Origin of the sequence: Streptomyces asoensis (assembly GCF_013085465.1) — a bacterium.
GTDB lineage: Bacteria > Actinomycetota > Actinomycetes > Streptomycetales > Streptomycetaceae > Streptomyces > Streptomyces cacaoi_A.
In genome coordinates this window covers 3,530,834-3,553,329 of record NZ_CP049838.1, presented here as the reverse complement: position 1 = coordinate 3,553,329, position 22,496 = coordinate 3,530,834, and the positions used below count along the sequence as shown (strand labels likewise).

General features: G+C 73.4%; 20 protein-coding genes. 16 read left to right on the top strand and 4 right to left on the bottom strand.

What is annotated here, in order from left to right:
- Positions 1 to 189 precede the first annotated feature (189 nt).
- Both G9272_RS15885 and hemW read left to right on the top strand, forming a co-directional pair.
- The gene (locus tag G9272_RS15885) at positions 190 to 1,293 is read left to right on the top strand and encodes a Dyp-type peroxidase (RefSeq protein WP_253267821.1); all 1,104 of its coding nucleotides are present in this window, start codon (positions 190 to 192) and stop codon (positions 1,291 to 1,293) included.
- Between the two features lie 301 nt (positions 1,294 to 1,594).
- Entirely contained in the window at positions 1,595 to 2,827 is a 1,233-nt protein-coding gene (gene hemW, locus G9272_RS15880; protein ID WP_171397191.1) for a radical SAM family heme chaperone HemW, read from the top strand.
- Positions 2,828 to 3,054: 227 nt separating this feature from the next.
- On the opposite strand, the gene G9272_RS15875 is transcribed toward hemW, so the two are convergent.
- Both G9272_RS15875 and G9272_RS15870 read right to left on the bottom strand, forming a co-directional pair.
- Entirely contained in the window at positions 3,055 to 3,858 is an 804-nt protein-coding gene (locus tag G9272_RS15875; RefSeq protein ID WP_171397190.1) for a DUF3097 domain-containing protein, read from the bottom strand.
- 42 nt (positions 3,859 to 3,900) lie between these two features.
- Entirely contained in the window at positions 3,901 to 4,617 is a 717-nt protein-coding gene (locus G9272_RS15870; RefSeq protein ID WP_171397189.1) for an MBL fold metallo-hydrolase, read from the bottom strand.
- A gap of 159 nt (positions 4,618 to 4,776) precedes the next feature.
- Here G9272_RS15870 and hrcA point away from each other — a divergent pair, with 159 nt between their 5' ends.
- The 5 genes from hrcA to G9272_RS15845 all read left to right on the top strand — a co-directional run bounded on the left by hrcA (position 4,777) and on the right by G9272_RS15845 (position 9,383).
- A complete protein-coding gene (gene hrcA, locus G9272_RS15865; protein WP_020127761.1) occupies positions 4,777 to 5,793 on the top strand; it encodes a heat-inducible transcriptional repressor HrcA in 1,017 nt (338 codons plus the stop codon).
- The gene (gene dnaJ / locus G9272_RS15860) at positions 5,794 to 6,930 is read left to right on the top strand and encodes a molecular chaperone DnaJ (protein WP_020127760.1); all 1,137 of its coding nucleotides are present in this window, start codon (positions 5,794 to 5,796) and stop codon (positions 6,928 to 6,930) included.
- Positions 6,931 to 7,132: 202 nt separating this feature from the next.
- On the top strand, positions 7,133 to 8,221 hold the full coding sequence (locus G9272_RS15855; RefSeq protein WP_171397188.1) for a nitronate monooxygenase: 1,089 nt from the start codon (positions 7,133 to 7,135) through the stop codon (positions 8,219 to 8,221).
- The gene (locus G9272_RS15850) at positions 8,218 to 8,964 is read left to right on the top strand and encodes a 16S rRNA (uracil(1498)-N(3))-methyltransferase (RefSeq protein ID WP_171397187.1); all 747 of its coding nucleotides are present in this window, start codon (positions 8,218 to 8,220) and stop codon (positions 8,962 to 8,964) included. The genes G9272_RS15855 and G9272_RS15850 overlap by 4 nt, the downstream gene beginning before the upstream one ends.
- A gap of 26 nt (positions 8,965 to 8,990) precedes the next feature.
- On the top strand, positions 8,991 to 9,383 hold the full coding sequence (locus tag G9272_RS15845; RefSeq protein ID WP_171397186.1) for a VOC family protein: 393 nt from the start codon (positions 8,991 to 8,993) through the stop codon (positions 9,381 to 9,383).
- Here G9272_RS15845 and G9272_RS15840 read toward each other — a convergent pair.
- On the bottom strand, positions 9,325 to 9,720 hold the full coding sequence (locus G9272_RS15840) for a hypothetical protein (protein ID WP_171397185.1): 396 nt from the start codon (positions 9,718 to 9,720) through the stop codon (positions 9,325 to 9,327). The two genes, G9272_RS15845 and G9272_RS15840, sit on opposite strands and share 59 nt — an antisense overlap.
- 79 nt (positions 9,721 to 9,799) lie before the next feature.
- Between G9272_RS15840 and G9272_RS15835 the strand changes: the two genes are divergently transcribed.
- From G9272_RS15835 to G9272_RS15815, 5 genes are all read left to right on the top strand, one after another.
- The gene (locus G9272_RS15835) at positions 9,800 to 10,297 is read left to right on the top strand and encodes a hypothetical protein (RefSeq protein ID WP_171397184.1); all 498 of its coding nucleotides are present in this window, start codon (positions 9,800 to 9,802) and stop codon (positions 10,295 to 10,297) included.
- 45 nt (positions 10,298 to 10,342) lie between these two features.
- Positions 10,343 to 13,549, top strand: a complete 3,207-nt coding sequence (locus G9272_RS15830; RefSeq protein ID WP_171397183.1) for a S41 family peptidase — start codon at positions 10,343 to 10,345, stop codon at positions 13,547 to 13,549.
- Positions 13,550 to 13,725: 176 nt separating this feature from the next.
- A complete protein-coding gene (locus G9272_RS15825; protein ID WP_054244874.1) occupies positions 13,726 to 14,079 on the top strand; it encodes a histidine triad nucleotide-binding protein in 354 nt (117 codons plus the stop codon).
- A 6-nt stretch (positions 14,080 to 14,085) separates the two neighbouring features.
- Positions 14,086 to 14,991 carry a ribonuclease Z gene (locus G9272_RS15820; RefSeq protein WP_171397182.1) on the top strand — a complete coding sequence of 302 codons (906 nt, stop codon included), beginning with the start codon at positions 14,086 to 14,088 and terminating at the stop codon, positions 14,989 to 14,991.
- 20 nt (positions 14,992 to 15,011) lie between these two features.
- Positions 15,012 to 16,001, top strand: a complete 990-nt coding sequence (locus tag G9272_RS15815; protein WP_171397181.1) for an adenosine deaminase — start codon at positions 15,012 to 15,014, stop codon at positions 15,999 to 16,001.
- Positions 16,002 to 16,013: 12 nt separating this feature from the next.
- Here the strand turns inward: G9272_RS15815 and G9272_RS15810 are convergent, their stop codons facing one another.
- Complete coding sequence (locus tag G9272_RS15810; protein WP_171397180.1) at positions 16,014 to 17,066, bottom strand: heme/hemin ABC transporter substrate-binding protein; 1,053 nt, start codon at positions 17,064 to 17,066, stop codon at positions 16,014 to 16,016.
- A gap of 85 nt (positions 17,067 to 17,151) precedes the next feature.
- Between G9272_RS15810 and G9272_RS15805 the strand changes: the two genes are divergently transcribed.
- The 4 genes from G9272_RS15805 to G9272_RS15790 all read left to right on the top strand — a co-directional run bounded on the left by G9272_RS15805 (position 17,152) and on the right by G9272_RS15790 (position 22,475).
- The gene (locus tag G9272_RS15805) at positions 17,152 to 17,940 is read left to right on the top strand and encodes a hypothetical protein (protein ID WP_253267820.1); all 789 of its coding nucleotides are present in this window, start codon (positions 17,152 to 17,154) and stop codon (positions 17,938 to 17,940) included.
- A 56-nt stretch (positions 17,941 to 17,996) separates the two neighbouring features.
- Positions 17,997 to 18,962, top strand: a complete 966-nt coding sequence (locus G9272_RS15800) for an HtaA domain-containing protein (RefSeq protein WP_171397179.1) — start codon at positions 17,997 to 17,999, stop codon at positions 18,960 to 18,962.
- Positions 18,963 to 19,179: 217 nt separating this feature from the next.
- Positions 19,180 to 19,716 (top strand): hypothetical protein, encoded by a 537-nt coding sequence (locus G9272_RS15795; protein WP_171397178.1) that lies wholly within the window; start codon positions 19,180 to 19,182, stop codon positions 19,714 to 19,716.
- Between the two features lie 125 nt (positions 19,717 to 19,841).
- On the top strand, positions 19,842 to 22,475 hold the full coding sequence (locus G9272_RS15790) for an immunoglobulin I-set domain protein (protein ID WP_171397177.1): 2,634 nt from the start codon (positions 19,842 to 19,844) through the stop codon (positions 22,473 to 22,475).
- Positions 22,476 to 22,496: the final 21 nt, after the last annotated feature.

Genomic DNA, 22,496 nt, shown 5'->3' with positions numbered 1-22,496 from the left:
CGGGGCCGGGTGTGGCGGGCGGGGCGGTGTGGTGGCGGGGCCGGAGCCGGGTACGGCGGCGATGGCGGCGGGCCTGTACGGCGGTGGCGGTGGCCGGGCGATCGCGGTGGGCGGCCGGGAGAGGGCCGGCGGTGTCGGGTGGGGCGGGGGAAACCAGGTGGTCGGGTCTGCGGATGTATGGTCCGGTTCGTGCCGAAGGCGACGAATGCCGCATCTGAAACGCCCACCCGCCGACGCGTCCTGATCGCCGGCGCGGGGCTGGGGCTGACCGTGACCGCCTGTACCCGTGGCGCCGATCCGCCCGAGGACGCCCGCGGGCCCGGCTTCCACGGCCTGCGCCAGGCCGGGGTGACGACCCCGCGGCAGGCCACGGCGCTGCTCCTGGCGTACGACCTCGACCCCGCCCTGCGCGGCGCGGCGGGCGGGCGTGCGCTGAAGGCAGTGCTCGGGGCGTGGACGCACGCCCTCGCCGAGACGCTGGAGTCGGACAGCTCGCGCGCCGCCCGCCTCACCGTCACCGTCGGTATCGGCCCCGCCCTCCCCGCGCGCCTCGGTCTGCGGGCCCCGGCCGCCCTGCGTGACCTGCCCGCCTTCACCGGTGACCGCCTCGACCCCGACCGCTGCGGCGGCGATCTGCTGGTGCAGCTCTGCGCCGACACCGCGGACGCCACCGAGGCGATCGCCGCGACCCTGACCCGGCTGGCCGGGGAGACCCTGTACCCGCGCTGGCGGCAGGACGGGTTCCTGCCTCCGTCCCCCGACGGCGGCACCACCCCGCGCAATCTGCTCGGCTTCCAGGACGGGCCCGCCAACCCGACCCCCGAGGAGTGCGAACGCTGGGTGTGGTCGGGCAACGCCACCTACCTCGTCGTACGACGAGTCCACCTGCGCCTCGAGGACTTCGCGCGGCTCGCCGTCCACCGCCAGGAGGAGATCATCGGCCGCGACCGCTCGACCGGCGGCCCGCTGGACGCCGGTCCGTCGGCCGGTCCGTCGGCCGGAGGCCCTGAGGACGCCGCCCCGCCGCGCTCCCACGTCCGGGCCGTCAGTCCCCGCCTCGACGCGGGGGCCCGGATGCTGCGCCGCGGTTACTCCTACGCCGACGGCCCCAGCGACCAGGGCATGCTGTTCCTCGCGTTCATGCGGGACCCCACGCTCTTCGCACGGGTGCAGCGCCGGATGGCGGCGCAGGACGAGCTGAGCGGATTCGCCGAGGCCCGGGGCTCGGCGATGGCATACATCCTGCCGGGCGCGCGAGCGGGACGACCGCTGGGCGCGGAGCTGCTGGGCTGAGCGCCCCGCGGCGTCCGGCCCCGGCCTGGCGTCGGGCCCCGGCCTGGCGTCGGGCATCGGCCTGGCGTCGGGCCCCGGCCCGGCCCGGTATCCGGTGCCTGCCTGGCGTCCGGCGCCTGCCCGGTATCCGGTGCCTGCCTGGCGTCCGGTGCCTGCCTGGTATCCGGCGCCCGCCTGGTATCCGGTGCCTGCCTGGCGTCCCGGCGCCCGCCCGGCAGTCGGCACCCCGTACCGGGCCGGTGGGTGGGGGCGGGTTGGCGGGCATCCGGGGTGGGGTCGGGCGTGCGGGACAATGGACGACATGCCTTCCGCACTTCCCGACGGTGAGCCGGTCCCCGACGACGGCGCGCTCCCCCCGCACGCGCTCGCCGGCGCCGCCGACCGCCCCCTCGGGTTCTATCTGCACGTCCCGTACTGCGCGACCCGCTGCGGCTACTGCGACTTCAACACCTACACCGCCACCGAGCTGCGCGGCACCGGCGGAGTGCTCGCCTCCCGCGACAACTACGCCGACACCCTGATCGACGAGGTCCGGCTGGCCCGCAAGGTCCTCGGCGACGACCTGCGCGAGGTCCGCACGGTCTTCGTCGGCGGCGGCACGCCGACCCTGCTGGCCGCCTCCGACCTGGTACGGATGCTGGGCGCGATCCGTGACGAGTTCGGGCTGGCGGCGGACGCGGAGGTGACGACCGAGGCGAACCCGGAGTCCGTCGACCCCGCCTACCTGACCACCCTCCGCGAGGGCGGCTTCAACCGGATCTCCTTCGGCATGCAGAGCGCCAGGCAGCACGTGCTGAAGGTGCTCGACCGCACGCACACCCCCGGCCGGCCCGAGCGCTGCGTGGCGGAGGCCCGGGCGGCGGGCTTCGACCACGTCAACCTGGACCTGATCTACGGCACCCCGGGCGAGTCGGACGAAGACTGGCGGGCCTCGCTGGACGCGGCCCTGGGCGCCGGCCCCGATCACGTCTCGGCGTACGCCCTGATCGTCGAGGAGGGCACCCAGCTCGCCCGCCGGATCCGCCGGGGCGAGGTCCCGATGACCGACGACGACGTCCACGCCGACCGGTACCTGATCGCCGAGGAGACGCTCGCCGCGGCGGGCTACGAGTGGTACGAGGTGTCCAACTGGGCCACCTCCGAGGCGGCCCGCTGCCTGCACAACGAGCTGTACTGGCGTGGCGCCGACTGGTGGGGCGCGGGCCCGGGAGCGCACTCGCACGTGGGCGGCGTCCGCTGGTGGAACGTGAAGCACCCCGGGGCGTACGCGGCGGCGCTGGCGGCCGGACGGTCGCCGGGGGCCGGACGCGAGCTGCTGCCGGCCGAGGACCGCCGGGTGGAGCGGATCCTGCTGGAGCTGCGGCTGCGGGAGGGCGTACCGCTGGACCTGCTGCGACCGGAGGGGCTCGCGGCGTCGCGGCGGGCCCTGGCGGACGGCCTGCTCGACCGCGGCCCCTACGACGAGGGGCGTGCCGTGCTCACCCTGCGCGGGCGGCTGCTGGCGGACGCGGTGGTGCGGGACCTGGTGGACTGAGCCCCGGCTGGTCCGGCTGCCCCCCGAGCCCCGGCTGGTCCGGCTGCCCCCCGAGCCCCGGTTGCTCCGGCTGCCCCCCGAGCCCCGGTTGCTCCGGCTGCCCCCCGAGCCCCGGTTGCTCCGGCTGCCCCTGAGCCCCGGCTGCCCCCGAGCCCCGGCTGGTCCGGCTGCCCCCCGAGCCCCGGTTGCTCCGGCTGCCCCGAGCCCCGACCCCCGAGCCTCGCGACTCAGGGCGTCGTCACGAAGTCGATCAGTTCCTCGACCCGCCCCAGCAGCTCCGGTTCGAGGTCCTTGTAGGAGCCCACCCGCTTCAGGATCGCCTGCCAGACCGCCCCGGTGTTCTCCGGCCAGCCCAGGGCCCGGCACACGCCCGTCTTCCAGTCCTGGCCGTGCGGTACCCGGGGCCAGGCCTCGATCCCGACGGACGACGGCTTCACGGCCTCCCAGATGTCGATGTACGGGTGGCCGACGACCAGGGCGTGCTCGCTCGTGACCGACCGGGCGATGCGCCACTCCTTCGTGCCGGGGACGAGGTGGTCCACCAGGACGCCCAGCTTCGCGTCGGGTCCCGGCGCGAACTCGGCGACGATCGCCGGCAGGCCGTCCACGCCCTCCAGGTACTCCACGACCACGCCCTCGACGCGCAGATCGTCGCCCCACACCTTCTCGACCAGCTCGGCGTCGTGCCGGCCCTCGACGTAGATGCGGCCGGCGCGGGCCACACGCGCGCGCGCCCCGGGGACGGCGACCGAACCGGAGGCGGTACGGGTGGGACGTACGGGACCGCCGGACGCAGGCCGTACGAGGGTCACGACCCTGCCCTCCAGCAGGAAGCCGCGCGGCTCCAGCGGGAACACGCGGTGCTTGCCGTAGCGGTCCTCCAGGGTCACCGTGCCCGCCTCGCAGCGGATCACCGCCCCGCAGAACCCGGTGCCGGGCTCCTCCACCACCAGCCCGGCCTCCGCCGGGACCTCGGGGACCGGTTTCGGCCGCTTCCAGGGAGGGGTCAGGTCGGCGGAGTACTGGCGCATTCGCATGACGATAGGAGAAGCGCCGGGCCGAGGGACACACGATCAGCGCGACACGCCGAAACGGGCCGCCAGCGCGTCCCGTTGCGCCCGGACGAACGCCGCGTCCACCACCGCCCCGTGACCGGGCACGTACAGCGCGTCCTCGCCGCCGAGTTCGAGGAGGCGGTCGAGGGCGGCGGGCCAGTGGGACGGTACGGCGTCGGGGCCGGCCTGCGGCTCGCCGGACTCCTCGACGAGGTCGCCGCAGAACACCGTCTCGGGCCTGCCGGGGACCAGGACCGCCAGGTCGTGGGCGGTGTGAGCGGGGCCGACGTTCGCCAGCAGGACCTGCCGGCCGCCGCCCAGGTCGAGGGTCCACTCACCGGAGACGAGGTGCCGGGGCCGGACGAGCGTGTCCGCGGCCTCCGTCGCCGCCGTCCCGTCGAGACCGTTGCGCACCGCGTCCGCCCGCAGTTCCTCGGCCGGCACGGTGTCCACGCCCACCGCCCCGAAGACCTCCGCGCCCGCGAACGCCGCCGCCCCGAACACATGGTCGAAGTGGGGGTGGGTGAGCGCGAGATGGGTCACACGCGAGCCGGTGAGTTCCTCGGCCCACGTCCGCAGCCGCACCCCCTCGGCCAGGCTCGACCCCGCGTCGATCATCAGTACCGCGCCCGTCCCGACGACCAGCCCCGCCGTGCAGTCCCAGCCCGGCAGCCGTACGCGTCCCACCCCGGCCGCGACCCGCTCCCACCCGAGCTCTTCCCAAGTCACCGTCATACCGCGACGCTAGCCCTACGACGCTGAGCCGGGGGCCGACCTTGCCCCGGGTGTACCCCACAGCCGTACACTGGGCCGGGGAACGCTGGCACTCGGATGTGAAGAGTGCCAGACGAGGCGCCCAGGGGACTGGGGACGACTGCTGGAGGTGTGCGCGCGATGCTGAGTGAACGCAGGCTCCAGGTGCTGCGCGCCATCGTCCAGGACTACGTCGGCACCGAGGAACCCGTGGGGTCGAAGGCGCTCACCGAGCGGCACAGCCTCGGCGTGTCCCCGGCGACGGTCCGCAACGACATGGCCGCCCTGGAGGACGAGGGGTACATCGCCCAGCCGCACACCAGTGCGGGGCGGATCCCCACGGACAAGGGCTACCGGCTGTTCGTCGACAAGCTGGCCGGCGTCAAGCCGATGACCGGTCCCGAGCGGCGGGCCATCCAGAACTTCCTCGACGGCGCCGTCGACCTCGACGACGTCGTGGCCAGGACCGTACGGCTGCTCGCGCAGCTCACCCGGCAGGTCGCCGTGGTGCAGTACCCCTCGCTGACCCGCTCGACCGTGCGGCACGTGGAGCTTCTCTCGCTCGCGCCCGCACGCCTGATGCTCGTGCTGATCACGGACACCGGGCGGGTCGAGCAGCGGATGGTGGACTGCCCGGCACCCTTCGGGGAGGCCTCGCTGGCGGATCTACGCGCGCGGCTCAACAGCCGGGTCGCGGGCCGTCGGTTCGCGGACGTGCCGCATCTGGTGGAGGATCTGCCGGATGCTTTCGAGACCGAGGACCGCGGCACGGTCACGACGGTGCTCTCCACTCTGCTGGAGACGCTCGTCGAGGAGAACGAGGAGCGGCTGATGATCGGCGGTACCGCCAATCTCACCCGCTTCGGACATGACTTTCCCCTCACCATCCGGCCCGTCCTGGAGGCACTGGAGGAGCAGGTCGTGCTCCTCAAGCTCCTTGGCGAGGCGGGGGATTCGGGCATGACCGTACGCATCGGTCACGAGAACGCCTATGAGGGACTCAACTCCACTTCGGTGGTGTCGGTCGGCTACGGTTCGGGCGGCGAGGCAGTCGCCAAGCTGGGCGTGGTCGGACCGACCCGCATGGATTACCCGGGAACGATGGGAGCGGTACGAGCGGTGGCACGGTACGTCGGACAGATCCTGGCGGAGTCGTAAGTGGCCACGGACTACTACGCCGTTCTCGGCGTGCGCCGTGATGCGTCGCAGGAAGAGATCAAGAAGGCCTTCCGGCGGCTCGCGCGCGAGCTGCACCCGGACGTCAACCCGGACCCGAAGACCCAGGAACGGTTCAAGGAGATCAACGCCGCCTACGAGGTGTTGTCGGACCCGCAGAAGAAGCAGGTCTACGACCTCGGCGGCGACCCGCTGTCGCAGTCGGGCGGCGGAGGCGCGGGCGGCTTCGGCGCGGGCGGCTTCGGGAACTTCTCGGACATCATGGACGCGTTCTTCGGTACGGCGTCGCAGCGCGGTCCGCGCTCGCGCACCCGGCGCGGCCAGGACGCGATGATCCGGCTGGAGATCGACCTCGAGGAGGCGGCCTTCGGCACGACCAAGGACCTCCAGGTCGACACGGCGATCGTCTGCACGACGTGCAGTGGCGAGGGCGCGGCCCCCGGCACCAGCGCGCAGACGTGTGACATGTGCCGCGGCCGCGGCGAGGTGTCGCAGGTGACGCGGTCCTTCCTCGGGCAGGTCATGACCTCGCGGCCGTGTCCGCAGTGCCAGGGCTTCGGCACCGTCGTGCCGACCCCGTGCCCGGAGTGCGCGGGCGACGGGCGCGTGCGCTCGCGCCGCACCCTGACGGTGAAGATCCCGGCCGGTGTCGACAACGGCACCCGGATCCAGCTCGCGGGCGAGGGCGAGGTCGGCCCCGGCGGCGGCCCCGCCGGTGACCTGTACGTCGAGATCCACGAGCTGCCGCACGCGCAGTTCCAGCGGCGCGGCGACGACCTGCACTGCACGGTGACGCTGCCGATGACGGCGGCGGCGCTCGGCACCAAGGTGCCGCTGGAGACGCTGGACGGGCTGGAGGAGGTCGACATCCGGCCCGGTACCCAGTCCGGCCAGTCGATCCCGTTGCACGGCCGGGGTGTCACGCATCTGCGGGGCGGGGGGCGTGGTGACCTCATCGTGCATGTCGAGGTGCAGACGCCGAGCAAGCTCGACCCCGAGCAGGAGCGGGTGCTGCGCGAGCTGGCCAAGCTGCGGGGTGAGGAGCGGCCCACCGGGCAGTTCCAGCCCGGGCAGCAGGGGTTGTTCTCCCGGCTGAAGGACGCGTTCAACGGGCGGTGACGGTGGGTGTGCGGGGGCCTTCTCGCCCCCGCCGCCCCTTCCCTTTCCCGTCCCTGGGGGCTGCGCCCCCAGACCCCCGTATCGGCCCTGAACGGGCCTCGTCCTCGATCGCAGGACGGGCTGGATCTGTCGGCAGGTGACAGCACGTGCCCATGGGAAGGGTCGATTCGGACTTGTTCGGAGGACGTGACAACATGCCGTCATGTCCTCCGCACTGACCGATCTCTTCCCGTATCCGATCGTGCAGGCCCCCATGGCGGGCGGTGTCTCCGTCCCGCGGCTCGTGGCCGCCGTGTGCGAGGCGGGCGGGCTCGGGTTCCTGGCCGCCGGGTACAAGACGGCCGACGGCCTGTACCAGGAGATCAAGCAGCTGCGGAGCCTCACCTCCCGCCCCTTCGGCGTGAACCTCTTCATGCCGCAGCCCGAGTATGCGGAGACGGGCGCCGTCGAGGTCTACGCCCACCAGCTGGCCGGTGAGGCCGCCTGGTACGAGACCGAGCTGGGCGACCCGGACAGCGGCCGCGACGACGGCTACGACGCCAAGCTCGCGGTGCTGCTGGACAACCCGGTGGCGGTGGTCTCGTTCCACTTCGGCATCCCGAGCGCCGAGGTGCTGGACTCCCTGCGGCGCGCGGGAACGTTCACCCTGGTCACGGCGACCACCGCCGCGGAGGCCCGCGCGGTGGAACGGGCCGGCGCGGCCGCGGTGATCGTGCAGGGTGTGGAGGCCGGCGGCCACCAGGGCACCCACAGGGACAACCCGGAGAACGACCGCTCCGGCATCGGGCTGCTCGCGCTGATCGCCCAGGTCCGCGAGTCCGTGAACCTGCCGATCGTCGCCGCGGGCGGGCTCATGCGCGGCAGCCAGATCGCCGCGGCCCTCGCGGCCGGTGCCGACGCCGCCCAGCTGGGGACCGCGTTCCTCGTCACACCCGAGTCCGGCGCGCACGCCGTGCACAAGCAGGCGCTGACCAACCCCCTCTTCGTACGCACCGAGCTGACCCGTGCCTTCTCCGGCCGCCCGGCCCGCGGCCTGGTCAACCGCTTCCTGCGCGAGCACGGCCCGTACGCGCCCGCCGCCTACCCGGAGGTCCACCACCTCACCTCGCCGCTGCGCAAGGCGGCCGCCAAGGCGGGCGACGCGCAGGGCATGGCGCTGTGGGCGGGACAGGGACACCGGCTGGCCCGCGAGCTGCCCGCCGGGCAGCTGGTGGAGGTCCTGGTGTCCGAAATCGCCGAGGCGCGGACAGCGTTGTCGGATTTCCAGGCCCGTGAGGGCGGTGCCTCGTGACGGCGCCCGTCTTCGTCGTCGACGAACTCCCGGCCTCCCGGTGCGCGTTCGTGCTGGACGGCCCCGAGGGCCGGCATGCCGTCTCCGTGAAGCGGCTGCGGACCGGCGAGGAGGTCGTCCTCACCGACGGCGCCGGACGCTGGGCGCGGGGCGAGGTCGTCGCCGTCGAGGGCAAGGACCGGCTGGTGGTGAGCCTGGGAGAGGTGATCGAGGAGCCCGCCGAGGCGCCCCGGATCACCGTCGTCCAGGCGCTGCCGAAGGGCGACCGGGGCGAGCTGGCCGTCGAGACGATGACCGAGACCGGCGTCGACGCGATCGTGCCGTGGGCGGCCGCGCGCTGCATCACCCAGTGGAAGGGCGAGCGCGGCGCGAAGGCGCTCGCCAAGTGGCGGGCCACCGCCCGTGAGGCCGGCAAGCAGTCCCGTCGGGTCCGCTTCCCCGAGGTCGCCGACGCGTCGACGTCCCGGCAGGTGGCGGAGGTTCTCGCCCGCGCGGACTTCGCCGCCGTCCTGCACGAGGACCGTGACTACGGCAGCGAGCCCCTGGCCACCGCCGCACTGCCCACCACGGGCGAGATCGTGCTCGTCGTGGGCCCCGAAGGGGGCGTCTCGCCGGACGAGTTGGCGCTCTTCGCGGAGGCGGGCGCGAAGGCGTACCGGCTCGGGCGGAGCGTCCTGCGCACCTCGACCGCCGGCACGGCGGCCGCGTCCCTGATCCTGGGCAGGACCGGTCGCTGGTCCTGACCCCGCCCGCCCTCCGGGAGGACATCGTGGAATTCGTCCAGGTAAGGCTGCTGGTCACCGACTTCGCGGTCTGCTACCGCTTCTACGCCGACGTCCTCGGCCTCAAGCCGCAGTCGGGGGCGGAGCGGGGACCGTACGAGAAGTTCTCTCCCGCCACCGGTTCGACGGGGATAGCCATCCAGGACCGGGCGATGATGGCGGAGGTGCTCGGTGAACTGGGCGACACGGCGAACGGTCACCGCTCCCTGGTGGCGCTGCGCGTCGACGACCTGGACGCCATGTGCGCGCGGATCACCGCCCGCGGCGCCACTCTGATCCACGGCCCCGCCCCGATGGGCGACCGGATGCGCGTGGCCCACCTCAAGGACCCGGAGGGCAATCTGGTGGAACTTCAGGAGTGGCTGCTGCTGCGCGGCTGAGCGCGACCGCGGTGAACAGCTCCCAGCCGTCCAACTCGCCGTCCAGGGGCAGCAGTTCCCGCTTGACGGCCTCGTCGACGAAGGCGCGCACCACACCGGGTTCGTGGAGGTTGAGGTGATGGTGGCGGTCGCCCACCCCGCCGCTGTGCCCGTAGGCGACGCTACCCACGTAACGCCCTTCGCCGCCCCGGAAGATGAACTGGGTGCGCACGCCGTCCCGGTGCAGGGTGAGGACCTCCTGGCAGGGCTCTCCGACCTCGTGCCGGTGGCGGACCGTCCACACATAGGTGGTCGTCTCGTCCACGACGAGGGTTCTCCGGCGGCGCTGGTCGCTCATGCGTCCACGGTAGGGCCCGCGCGGAACGTGACCGCATACGGGCTACCGCACCGCCCGCCCGAGTGGCACGCTGCCGTCCATGGGGGCATTGAGGCGGATTTGGCTTCTCCCGTTGGTCGCCGTGGCGGCGGTCGGTGCCGTGGCGTGCGAGCCGGGCGGGCTGAGCAGCACGTCCGTGGCGTACACCACCGACGAGGCCGCGACAGCCGAGATCCAGCGGCGGGACGTGGACGTGCGTTGGCTGACCTGCACGGCTCGCTACGAGGGCCAGGAGAAGGCGGGGACCGTCGCCTCCGTGGACTGCCAGGGGGAGACCGCCGACGGGCGGGACATCACGGTCGAGGGGCAGGTCGCGCGGGCGGTCGACGGGGCCTGTGTGCGCGGGGATCTCACCGCCGTCGTCGGCAAGAAGCAGTTGTTCCGGGTGAGCGGGCTCGGCGACTGCAAGTCCGCGACGCCGTCGCCGGTCGCGCCGTCGGGTTCCGACCGGCCCGGTGGCCGGCCGACGGTCACCGTGACCGTCACCGTCACCGAGACCGTGGGCGGGGACGGCGACGGGGGCGGCGGAAAGAAGTGATCGAAACCCCTGACCTGCGGTCCCGCCGTTGCATACAGTGATTCGGTGACCCAGTCCGCGACGCCTGCCGCATACCTCCGATACCCCCATCTGCACGGCGAGTCGGTGGCCTTCGCCGCCGAGGACGACGTGTGGCTGGCCCCCCTCGACGGCGGCCGCGCCTGGCGGGTCAGCGCCGACAACGTGCCGGTCACCCTGCCGCGCATCTCCCCCGACGGCACCACCGTGGCCTGGACCTCCACCCGCGACGGCGCCCCCGAGGTGCACATCGCCCCCGTCGACGGCGGCCCGTCGACCCGGCTGACGTACTGGGGGAGCCGGCAGACCCGGGTGCGGGGCTGGACCCCCGACGGCCGGGTCCTCGCCGTCAGCACCTACGACCAGGCGACCCTGCGCCGCAGCTGGGCCCGCGCGGTCCCGGTCGACGGCGGACCGGCGACGACCCTGCCGTACGGGCCGGTCGGCACGGTCGCGCACGGCCCGCACACCGTGGTGCTGTCCGCGCCGATGGGGCGCGAGGCCGCCCACTGGAAGCGCTACCGGGGCGGTACGGCCGGCAAGCTGTGGATCGACCGGGAGGGCGACGGGGAGTTCGTCCGGCTGCACGAGGAGCTGGACGGCAACATCGAGTACCCCGTCTGGGCGGGCGAGCGCCTCGCCTTCCTGTCGGATCACGAGGGCACGGGGGCTCTGTACTCGTCCCTCGCTGACGGGTCCGACCTGCGGCGGCACACCCCGCTCGACGGTTTCTACGCCCGGCATGCCGCCGGTGACGGCACTCGGGTCGTGTACATGTCGGCGGGTGAGCTGTGGCTCCTCGACGACCTCGATGGCGCCGAACCGCGCCGGCTCGACGTCCGCCTCGGCGGGCAGCGCACCGACCGCCGCCCGTATCCCGTGGCCGCCTCCCGGTGGCTGGGCGCGGCCGCGCCCGACCACACCGCGCGGGGCAGCGCCGTGGAGGTGCGCGGCGCCGTCCACTGGGTGACCCACCGTTCCGGACCCGCCCGCGCGCTCGCCGCCGAACCCGGCGTCCGGGCCCGGCTGCCGCGCACCTTCCGCACGGAGGGCGAGGAGTGGGTCGTGTGGGTGACGGACGCCGAGGGCGAGGACGCGCTGGAGTTCGCCCCGGCCACCGGGACGGCCCCCGGCGCCACTCCGCGCCGGCTCGCCGCCGGACGGCTCGGGCGGGTCCTGGAGCTCGCCATGGCGCCCGACGGCAGCCGGGCCGCCGTCGCCGCGCACGACGGGCGGCTGCTGCTCGTCGAGCGGGAGACCGGTGAGGTCCGCGAGGTCGACAGCAGCCCCGACGGCGAGGTGTCCGACCTGGTCTTCTCGCCCGACTCGGCATGGCTGGCCTGGTCGCACCCAGGGCCGCGCCCGCTCAGCCAGCTCAAGCTCGCCAACGTCACCGACCTGTCGGTCACCGAGGCGACCCCGCTGCGCTTCCGGGACTACGCGCCCGCCTTCACCCTCGACGGCAAGCACCTCGCGTTCCTCTCCACGCGCGCCTTCGACCCGGTCTACGACGAGCACGTCTTCGACCTCTCCTTCGTGGCCGGGGCCCGCCCGCACCTCATCACCCTCGCGGCGACGACCCCGTCCCCCTTCGGTCCGCAGCGGCACGGCAGGCCCTTCGAGGCCCCCGACAAGGACGAGACGCCCGACAGCGAGGGCACCCCGACCACCCGTATCGACCTCGAGGGCCTCGCCGACCGGATAGTCCCCTTCCCGGTCGAGGCCGGCCGGTACTCCGGGCTTGCCGCGGCGAAGGACGGTGTGCTGTGGCTGCGGCACCCCGTGCGCGGTGTCCTCGGCGCCTCCCGCGCCACCCCGGACGACCCCGACCCGCACACCGAACTGGAGCGCTACGACCTCGCCCAGCAGCGCATCGAGCACCTCGCCGCCGACGCCGACGGCTTCGAGGTCAGCGGCGACGGCAAGCGGCTGCTGCTGTGGACCGACGGCAAGCTCAAGGTCGTCCCCAGCGACCGCCGCGCCTCAGGCGACGAGGACAGCGACAGCAACATCACCGTCGACCTCGGCCGGGTCCGCCGCAGCGTCGATCCGGCCGCCGAGTGGCGGCAGATGTACGACGAGACCGGCCGGATCATGCGGGACAACTTCTGGCGGCCCGATCTGGGCGGAGTCGACTGGGACGGCGTCCTCGACCGCTACCGGCCCGTGCTGGAACGGCTCGCCACCCACGACGACCTCGTCGACCTGCTGTGGGAGGTGCACGGCGAACTCGGCACCTCGCACGCCTACGTCATGCCGCGCGGCGGCCACGGCGGCGGCGCCCGGCAGGGCCTGCTGGGCGCCGACATCTCCCGCCATGAGGACGGCAGTTGGCGCATCGACCGGGTCCTGCCCTCGGAGACCTCCGACCCCGACGCGCGCTCCCCGCTCGCCGCGCCCGGCGTCGCGGTGCGGGCCGGTGACGCCGTCGTCGCCGTCGGCGGGCAGCCGGTGGACCCGGTCACCGGGCCCGGACCGCTGCTCGTCGGCACCGCGGGCAAGGTCGTCGAGCTGACCATCTCGCCGTCCGGCGGGGGCGAGCCGCGGCATGCCGTCGTCGTCCCCGTCGCGGACGAGGAGGCGCTGCGCTACCACGCGTGGGTCGCGGACCGGCGGGCGTATGTGCACGAGGCCTCCGGCGGGCGGCTGGGGTATCTGCACGTGCCCGACATGCAGGCGCCCGGGTGGGCCCAGATCCACCGTGACCTGCGGATCGAGGTCGCGCGGGAGGGGCTGATCGTGGACGTCCGGGAGAACCGGGGCGGGCACACCTCCCAGCTGGTCGTCGAAAAGCTCGCCCGGCGCATCGTCGGCTGGGACCTGCCGCGCGGGATGCGGGCGTCCAGCTATCCGGAGGACGCGCCCCGGGGGCCCGTCGTCGCCGTCGCCAACGAGTTCTCCGGGTCCGACGGGGACATCGTCAACGCGGCGATCAAGGCGCTCGGGATCGGGCCGGTGGTGGGCACGCGCACGTGGGGCGGGACGATCGGGATCGACAGCCGGTACCGGTTGGTCGACGGGACGCTCGTCACGCAGCCCAAGTACGCGTTCTGGCTGGAGGGGTACGAGTGGGGCGTGGAGAACCACGGTGTCGATCCCGACGTCGAGGTGGTCTGTGCTCCTCAGGACTACGCGGCCGGGCGGGATGTCCAGCTGGACGAGGCGGTCTCGCTGGCGCTGGCCGCACTTGAGGAGACCCCGGCGAAGGCGCCTCCGCTGCTGCCCGGGTCATAGCTCACCCGGCGTCGTGGTGACCGTCTCCGGGGGCTGCCGCCCCCGGACCCCCGCTTCGGCCTGAACGGCCTCGTCCTCAAGCTCCCCCAGAGGGGGGACCCCCAGACGGGCTGGAACAACGCACCCTCACAGCTACCATGCCCCCGTACTGATCAACCGTCTGAGGAGGAACCCGCATGGCAGGGGAACCGCAGGACGACTGTCTGTTCTGCAAGATCGTCGCGGGGAACATCCCGGCGACGATCGTGCGGGAGACCGAGACGACCATCGCCTTCCGGGACATCAACCCGCAGGCGCCCACCCACGTCCTGGTGATCCCGAAGGCGCACTACCGGGACGCCGCCGCCCTGGCCGCCGGCGCGCCGGAGCTCGCCGCCGACGTGCTGCGCGAGACGCAGGCGGTCGCGGACGAGGACAAGCTGGAGAGCTACCGGGTCGTCTTCAACACCGGCGCCGGCGCCGGCCAGACCGTCTGGCACGCCCACGCGCATGTCGTCGGCGGCCGCGGCCTGCACTGGCCTCCCGGATAGGCCGCCGTGTCCGTACGTGAACTGGTGGTCCTCGGCACCGCCAGCCAGGTCCCGACCCGGCATCGCAACCACAACGGCTACCTGCTGCGCTGGGACGGCGAGGGCGTCCTCTTCGACCCGGGCGAGGGCACCCAGCGCCAGATGCTGCGTGCCGGGGTCGCCGCGCACGACCTCAACCGGATCTGCGTCACGCACTTCCACGGCGACCACTCGCTCGGTCTCGCCGGTGTCATCCAGCGCATCAACCTGGACAAGGTCCCGCACCCGGTCACCGCGCACTACCCGCGCTCCGGGCAGCGCTTCTTCGAGCGGCTGCGCTACTCCACCGCCTACCGCGAGACCGTCGGCATCACCGAGGCCCCGGTGGACGCGGACGGGGTCCTGGCCACCGGCGCGTCCTACCGTCTCGAAGCCGCCAGGCTCTCCCACCCCGTCGAGTCCTACGGCTACCGGCTCGTCGAGCCCGACGGCCGCCGCATGCTGCCCGAGCGGCTGGCCGCGCACGGCATCAAGGGTCCGGACGTCGGCCGGATCCAGCGGGAGGGTTCGATCGGCGGGGTGTCGCTGGACGACGTCAGCGAGGTGCGGAGCGGGCAGCGGTTCGCGTTCGTCATGGACACCCGGCTGTGCGAGGGAGTGCACGCGCTCGCCGACGGCGCCGACCTGCTCGTCATCGAGTCGACCTTCCTCGACGAGGACGAGCAACTCGCCGTCGACCACGGCCATCTGACCGCCGGTCAGGCTGCCCGGGTGGCCCGTGACGCCGGGGTGCGGCATCTCGTCCTCACCCACTTCAGCCAGCGCTACTCGGAGCCGGAGGAATTCGAGCGGCAGGCGCGGGCGGCCGGGTTCGAGGGCGAGCTGACCGTGGCGCACGACCTGCTGCGAGTGCCGGTTCCGAAACGGCGGTAAAGCGGCCGTACGATGCTTTGATGCCCCTCCCCAAAGCTGAACTGCACCTGCACATCGAAGGAACCCTGGAGCCCGAGCTGGCTTTCGAGCTTGCTGCCCGCAACGGGGTCGCACTGCCTTACGCCGACACGGACGAGCTCCGCAAGGCGTATCAGTTCGAGGACCTCCAGTCCTTCCTGAACCTGTACTACGAACTCATGGCGGTCCTGCGCACCGAGCGCGACTTCGAGGACCTCGCGAACGCCTACCTCGCGCGGGCCGCCGCGCAGGGCGTGCGGCACGCGGAGATCTTCTTCGACCCGCAGGCCCACCTCGCCCGCGGGGTCGGCATGGGCACGGTCGTGGACGGGCTGTGGCGCGCGCTGGGCGGCAGTGAGGCCGAGCACGGCATCTCGACCCGGCTGATCCTGTGCTTCCTGCGCGACGAGTCCGCCGAGTCGGCCCTCGAGACCCTCGAGGCGGCGAAGCCGTACCTCGACCGGATCACCGGTGTCGGCCTGGACTCCGCCGAGGTCGGGCATCCGCCGGTGAAGTTCCGCGAGGTGTACGAGGCGGCGGCCGCTCTCGGGCTGCGGCGCGTCGCGCACGCCGGTGAGGAGGGGCCGCCGGAGTACATCACCGAGGCCCTGGACGTGCTCGGTGTGGAGCGTGTCGACCACGGGCTCCGGTGCATGGAGGACCCGGCCCTCGTCGAGCGGCTGGTGCGGGAGCGGATCCCGCTGACGCTGTGCCCGCTGTCCAACGTGCGGCTGCGGACCGTCGACGTCCTCGCCGACCACCCGCTGCCCGCCATGCTCGACGCCGGGCTGCTGTGCACGGTCAACTCCGACGACCCCGCCTACTTCGGCGGGTACGCCGGCGACAACTTCGACGCCGTGGGCGCCGCCCTGGGCCTGGGCGAGGAGCGGTTGCGCGAGCTGGCCCGCAACTCCTTCGTCGCCTCCTTCCTGGAGGACGACGAGGAGCGGCGGGCGCGGTACCTCGCGGAGGTCGACGCCTACACGTTCTAGGACCTGTCCTGGTCAGGCCCGGTGGATGCGGTCGACCAGGATGTCGATGACGAGGGGCGTGCGGGGGCCGAAGCTCAGCAGCACGCCGTCCTCCATGTCGACGACCCTGCGGTTCATGCCCGCCGGGGTCTGGGCGATGCCGGGGATCTGGAGGAGGCCGTCGAGGCCGCCGACCGACTCCAGGCCCTTGGTCATCATCAGGATGACGTCCGGCTGTGCCTGGGCGAGCGCCTCGGTGGTGATGGGGGTGAAGGGCTTGTCCAGCCCGGCCGCCGTGCCCGCGTCCTCCGCGCCCGCCGCGGCCAGCAGCGAGTCGGCGCCGGAGCCCTTGCCGCCGATCAGATAGACGGCCGCGCTGCCGCGCATGTAGAGGAACGCGACCTTGGGCCTGCTGTCCTCGGGTACGCCCGCGCGGGCCGCGGCGAGTTCGGCGCTCATGCGCGCGTCGAGCGCCTTCCCGGCGGCGGGGACGCCCAGGGCCTGCGCGATGCGGGTGGTGCGGGTGGTGACGTCGGACAGCTTGGTCGCCGGGTCGAGCACGACGACGGGGATCCCGGCGTCCCGGATCTGCTCGACCGCCTCCTTGGGGCCGGTGTCCGTGTCGGCAAGCACCACCGTCGGCCTCAGCGACAGCACGCTCTCGGCGCTCACGTCGTGTGCCTTGGTGACCTGGGGGAGTTTCTTGGCCTCCGCGAAGGTGGCCGTGATGTCCCGGCCGACGACCCGGTCGCCGAGCCCGAGCGTGAACACGATCTCCGCCACGCCCCCGTTGAGCGGCAGGATGCGCGAGGCGTCCGTCACGGTGACCCGGCGGCCGTCGGAGGAGTCGACGGTGACCGGCAGCTCGGGGGTGGGGGCCGGTCCTTCGAGGGGGACGAGCGAGTTCTTCGCGAGCTGTTTCTGCGCGGCGGCGGCCCGCGCGCTCGCGGACGTGGGTGTCGCGTCCGGGTCTTTCGCGTTCCCGCTTCCCGCGCCGCTTCCCGCGCAGGCCCCCGTCAGTACGGCGAGGGCCAGCCCGAGGGCGGCGAGGCATCTTCCGGACCGGCGTCTCCCGGCTACGCGCATGGCCTTTCCCTTCCGCTCCGCTGGTGCACAGTTGGAGAATAGTTTAGGTTAGCCTTCCCTTAGTTTCACGTGGCGGGGGTGTTCCATGATGTCGGCAAGTGGCCTGCGCGGCCACGGAGTTGGCTGTTTCCTGGCGGTCGCCTCGGCGTCCGCCCTCCTGCTCCCGGCGGCCTCACCGGCCGCGGCGGCGGGCGGATCGGCGACCGGTCCCGAGGGTCAGAAACTCACGGTGTCCACGTCGTCCGGCCTCGACCCGGCGGGCGAGACGGTCACCGTGACCGGCTCCGGCTACAACACCGAGAAGGGCATCTACGTCGCCTTCTGCGTCGACAACGGCGCCGGCAAGACCCCCACGCCCTGCGTCGGCGGCGTCGACATGTCCGGTGAGTCGGGCGCGTCCGTGTGGGTCTCCTCCAACCCGCCGTCCTACGGCGAGGGACTGGCCGAGCCGTACGGCGGCAGCGCGCACAAGGGCACGTTCAGCGTGCGGCTCAAGGTGCGCGCCAAGGACGCCGACACCGACTGCGCCGCCGCCGGGGTGACCTGCGCCGTCATCACCCGCAACGACCACACCCGGGGCGGCGACCAGACCCAGACGGTCCGGATCCCGGTGACCTTCGGGGCCTCGGGCGCGACGGGCGGCTCCGGCGCGTCGGCGACGCCGAGCACGAACGCGACCGCCGGGTCCGGCACGACCGGGGGGTCCGGCACCACCAAGGCGGCCGACGAGGCCGCCGACGGGTCGATGGCCAGTACCGGGTCCGACCTCGCGCTGCCCGTCGGGCTCACCGCCGCCGGGCTGGTCGGCGCCGGGGCCGGCGTCTGGTTCTGGGCGCGCCGGCGCCGTACCGGAAGCGTCCCGAACCCGAGCTGACACCACCTCGGTCACCGAGGCCGACACCACCTCATATACCGGAGGGAGAACCGAAGATGGCGAAGAGACCCGGCGCCGCGGCCCTGGCGGCCGGTGCCCTGTTCGCGCTGTGCTGTCCGGCCGCGGCGGCCGCGCAGGTCGGGACCGAGGGGGAGGCGCTGCCGCGGGAGGTGTCCGGCGGCTCCGCGAGCTGGGCCACGGCCGGCACCGGACTGACCGGCCGGGGTGTGTCGCTCGACGTCACGCGGCCTGCCGTACGGGCGAGCGCGGACCGTGCCTCGTTCCCGGCCCTCGGTGGCGGTGCCGACCCCGAAACCGGCGCCGCCGAACTGGAGTTGGGCGGCGCGGCCCGCTTCGAGGGCCCGGCGTCGCAACCGCTCGTCCTCGCCGGGCTGCGGCTGCGGCTGGCCGGTGACGGGGGCGCCCTGTACGCCCGTTCGGTGGTCGACGGGCGGGCGCGCGAGCTGGCGCTCGCCGAGGTGGCGGCGGCCGGAGCCGACCCCGTCGTACGGGCGACGTCGGTGACCTGGAGCGGGCTGCGGGCGTCCCTCACCGCGGAGGGGGCGGCGCTGCTGTCCTCCTGGAGCGGCGCGGAGTTCGCGGCCGGGGACGGGCTCGGCGTCCTCGAGGTGACAGCGGGGACGGGGGAGTCCGGGCAGTCCGGGGAGGCCGGGTCGGCGGCCCCGGAGGGTGCCGGGTCGCCACAGGCGTCCCCGAGCGCCGAAGCCGAACCGCAGGTGGGCGTGCCGGGGAAACCCACCGTCGCCGTGGCCCGTGCCGCGCTCACCGCGGGCGCCGAACAGACGGTCACCGGCGAGGGGTTCACGCCCGGCGCGGTCGTGCTGGTCGCCATCGACGGCGACACGCGCTACCAGGCGGTGGCCGACGCCCGGGGCGGGATCGCGCGCAGCTTCCCGGTGTACGCCAACGCCTTCGAGGGGGAGCACACGGTCGAACTGACCGTGGTGGGGGGTGAACAGGGCGCATCGAGCGTCCGGTTCGGGGTCGGAGCCCCGAACTGATCTGCGTGTTACGCCGTTTGCAGTCGCAGCCAGGAGCGGGCCGGTCGGTCCGCTCCTCGGCATGCCCGAAACCCCTGAAGCCGCAGGTCAGTTGGGATTTTTTGCCGTCTGTTGACAAGCAACCGAAGATCGGACTTAGGTTTGCCTTACCTAAGTTTCTCCCTGTGGGGCCTCCAGGGGCATCGCCCGCAGGATCGAACGAGAGAGGCCTTCCGTCATGAGAGTCCCCGCCACCCGCAACATCGCCCGCGCCGGTCTCGCCGTAGCCGCCTCCGCCGCCCTCACCCTGGGCCTGGCCACCTCCGCCTCGGCCGCCACCTCGACCCGCACGATCGTCGACGGCAGCACCACCTACAACCTGTCGCTGACGGCCCCCGACACCGCGGCCGCGGCCGGCCAGGTCATCACCGTCACCGGCTCCGGCTACAACACCGGCCAGGGCATCTACGTCGGCCTGTGTGTCGTCGACGGCGCCGCGGGCGTGAACAAGCCCACCCCGTGCCTCGGCGGCCAGGACGAGTCCGGCTCCACCGGTGCCTCGCACTGGATCAACAACGTCTTCGGCGGCCTGTTCGCCAACAGCTCCAAGTTCGGCACCGGCGGCACCTTCAGCGTGCAGATCTACGTCCAGGCCACCCTCGAGGACGGCAGCGTCTGCGGCCAGGACGTCGAGTGCGCCGTCGTCACGCGCGCCGACCACTTCGACACCAACGACCGCAAGTACGACGTGCACGTCCCGGTCACCTTCCAGTAGGCGTTCGTAGCCCCGACCGGATGCACGGGCCGGTCACACGGGCCGTCACACGGGCCGGCCACCCGGCCGGCCCGTTCCGGCCCGTCCCACCTTCCAGTGACCATCCGTCACCCTAGGAACCCTTCATGACAGACGACAGCACCGGCCGGCAGCGGCGCGGCGGCACGACCGGACGCCGCTTCAGGCGTCCCGCGGCGCTCCTGGGAGCCGCCGCCCTGGTGGCCGCCGGAGCCATGGCCGTCACCTTCGGCTCACCCGCCGAGGCCGCCGACACCCCGAAGACGGCGCTCGGCAAGGACGGCCAGAAGCTCACGGTCTCCGCCTCCGCGGGCCTCGACCCGGACGGCGAGACCCTGCGCGTCACCGGTTCCGGCTACGACGACACCCTCGGCATCTACGTCGCCGTGTGCAAGGACAACGGCGACAACCGCGTGCCCACCCCCTGCCTCGGCGGCGCCGACCAGGAAGGCGGCAGCGGCTCCTCGATCTGGATCATCCCCAGGGACGCCTCCGACGAGGGCGCGGGCACGGTCGCCGTCCGGTGGGGCGAAGGCGGCACCTTCGACGTCGACCTGGACGTCAAGGCCGAGGACGCCGGCCTCGACTGCCTCCAGGTCGCCTGCTCGGTCGTCACCCGGGTCGACCACAACGGCTCCGGCAACCGCTCCCAGGACGTCCGCATCCCGCTCGCCTTCGAGGGCCAGGGCCCGGGCGACGGGGACGACGGCGGCGACGGAGTGGACGTCCCGGCGGGCACCGTCGGCTACGTGGAGGCGAAGGCCGGCGAGTTCGCCGGCACCAACGCCGGCCGCCCCCTGGACCTGCTGCTGCACCCCGACTCCGGAAAGCTGTACGTCGGTGCGGACAACATCCCCGACACCTCGACCGTCGCCGAACAGGGCCTGTACGTCCTGGACGCCGAGAACGGCACCGCGCTCGGCCACATCGCCCAGGCCCCCGGCCTGAACGGCGTCATGGCCGCCCGTGTGGTCCGCCGGATCATCGCCCCTCTCCCCGGCGACGGCGTCGTCTTCCACTACCCCCTGCGCGGCACAGGCACCGCCAAGACCGGCGACACGGCCGCGCGGGGCATCTGGGCCACCGGCGCGACCTACACCGGCGTCGGCCAGGACGCCGACACCTCCACCGTCCTGATCGCGGCGGGGCCCGAGCTGCGCCGCGTCGAGCTCGCCACCGGAACCGTGCAGGACACCGTCACCCTGGAGGGCGGCGGCGAACTCGGCGTGGACGCCGCCCACGGCGCCGCCTGGTCCCTCGGCACCGCCGGGGACAAGGCGGTGCTGCGCCGCGTCGACACCGGCACCTTCGAGGTCACCGCCACGGCCGAACTCACCCCCGACGTCCTCACCTTCGTCGAGCCGGACCCGGCGACCGGCAACGTCTGGGTCGGCAACGGGGCGTCCGTGCTCGTGTTCGACGAGAACGCCAAGCCGCTGACCACCCTGACCGGCGCGGACCGGGCCATGGCGGTGGCCTTCGACAAGGCCACCGGGCGGGCCTTCGTGCTGCGCGAGGACCTCGCCGACGGCACCACGGACAACGCCGGTTCGCTGGAGGTCATCGACAGCGCGACCTTCGAGCCGGCGGCCGCCGCGGTCGCCCTGCCGGGCAGTGTCCGGGTGGGCACCTACGCGGGCGTCGCCGTGACCCCCGGCGCCACGTCCGTCTACGTCACCAAGGCGGCCGAGAGCAAGGTCGTCAGATTCGACGTCCGGATGTCCCCCAAGGTCGTCCAGTCGCCCACCGACCAGTCCGTCGCCCCCGGTGACGAGGTCACCTTCGTCGCGGCGGCCGAGGGCACCCCCGAGCCCACCGTGAGCTGGAGCGTCAGTCCCGACGGCGGTCAGACCTGGTCGAAGATCGAGGGCGCGACGAAGAACGCGTACACCTTCACCGCGAAGGCCGGCCAGGACGGCTACGAGTACCGCGCCGAGTTCACCAACGCGGTGGGCACTACCCGCACGTCACCGATCACGCTGACCGTCACGGAGACGAGCGGCGACGGCGGCACCACCGGCGGCGGCGAGACCCCCTCCGGTCCGTCCGGCACGAGGACCGGCACCGGCAGCGAGGGCCAGAAGCTCACCGTCACCCCGGTCAACGACCTCGCCACCGAGGGCCAGGTCGTGAAGGTCACCGGCTCCGGCTACGACGTCGACAAGGGCATCTACGTCGCCCTGTGCGTCGACAACGGCGACGGCGAACTGCCGACCCCGTGCGTCGGCGGCGTCGACATGACCGGCGGTTCGCACAGCTCGGCGTGGATCTCCTCCGACCCGCCGGACTACGGCGAGGAGCTGGCGACCCCGTACGGCACCGGCGGCACCTTCTCGGTCGAACTCACCGTGGACGCGAAGGACGAGTTCACCGACTGCTTCAAGGCGAAGTGCGTCCTGGCCACCCGCGCCGACCACACCCTCTCCGGCGACCGCTCCCAGGACGTGAAGGTCCCGGTCGCCTTCGTCGGCCAGGACCCGGTGGACACCGACGACGGCACCACCACCGGCGGCACGGACGGCGGTTCGACCTCGGGCACGTCCGGCGGCACGACGTCCGGCTCCGGCACGGGCGGCACCGGCGGCACGGGCGGTACGGGCACGTCGGCGACCGGCACCACCTCCGGCGGCAGCCTCGCCTCCACCGGCGCGACCGTCGGCACGGTGGCCGGCCTGGCACTGCTGGTCACCGCGGCCGGCTGGTACGTCCACCGACGGGCGAGGGCGGCGCGAGCCGGGTAGCGGGCGACGACAGGCCGGTCG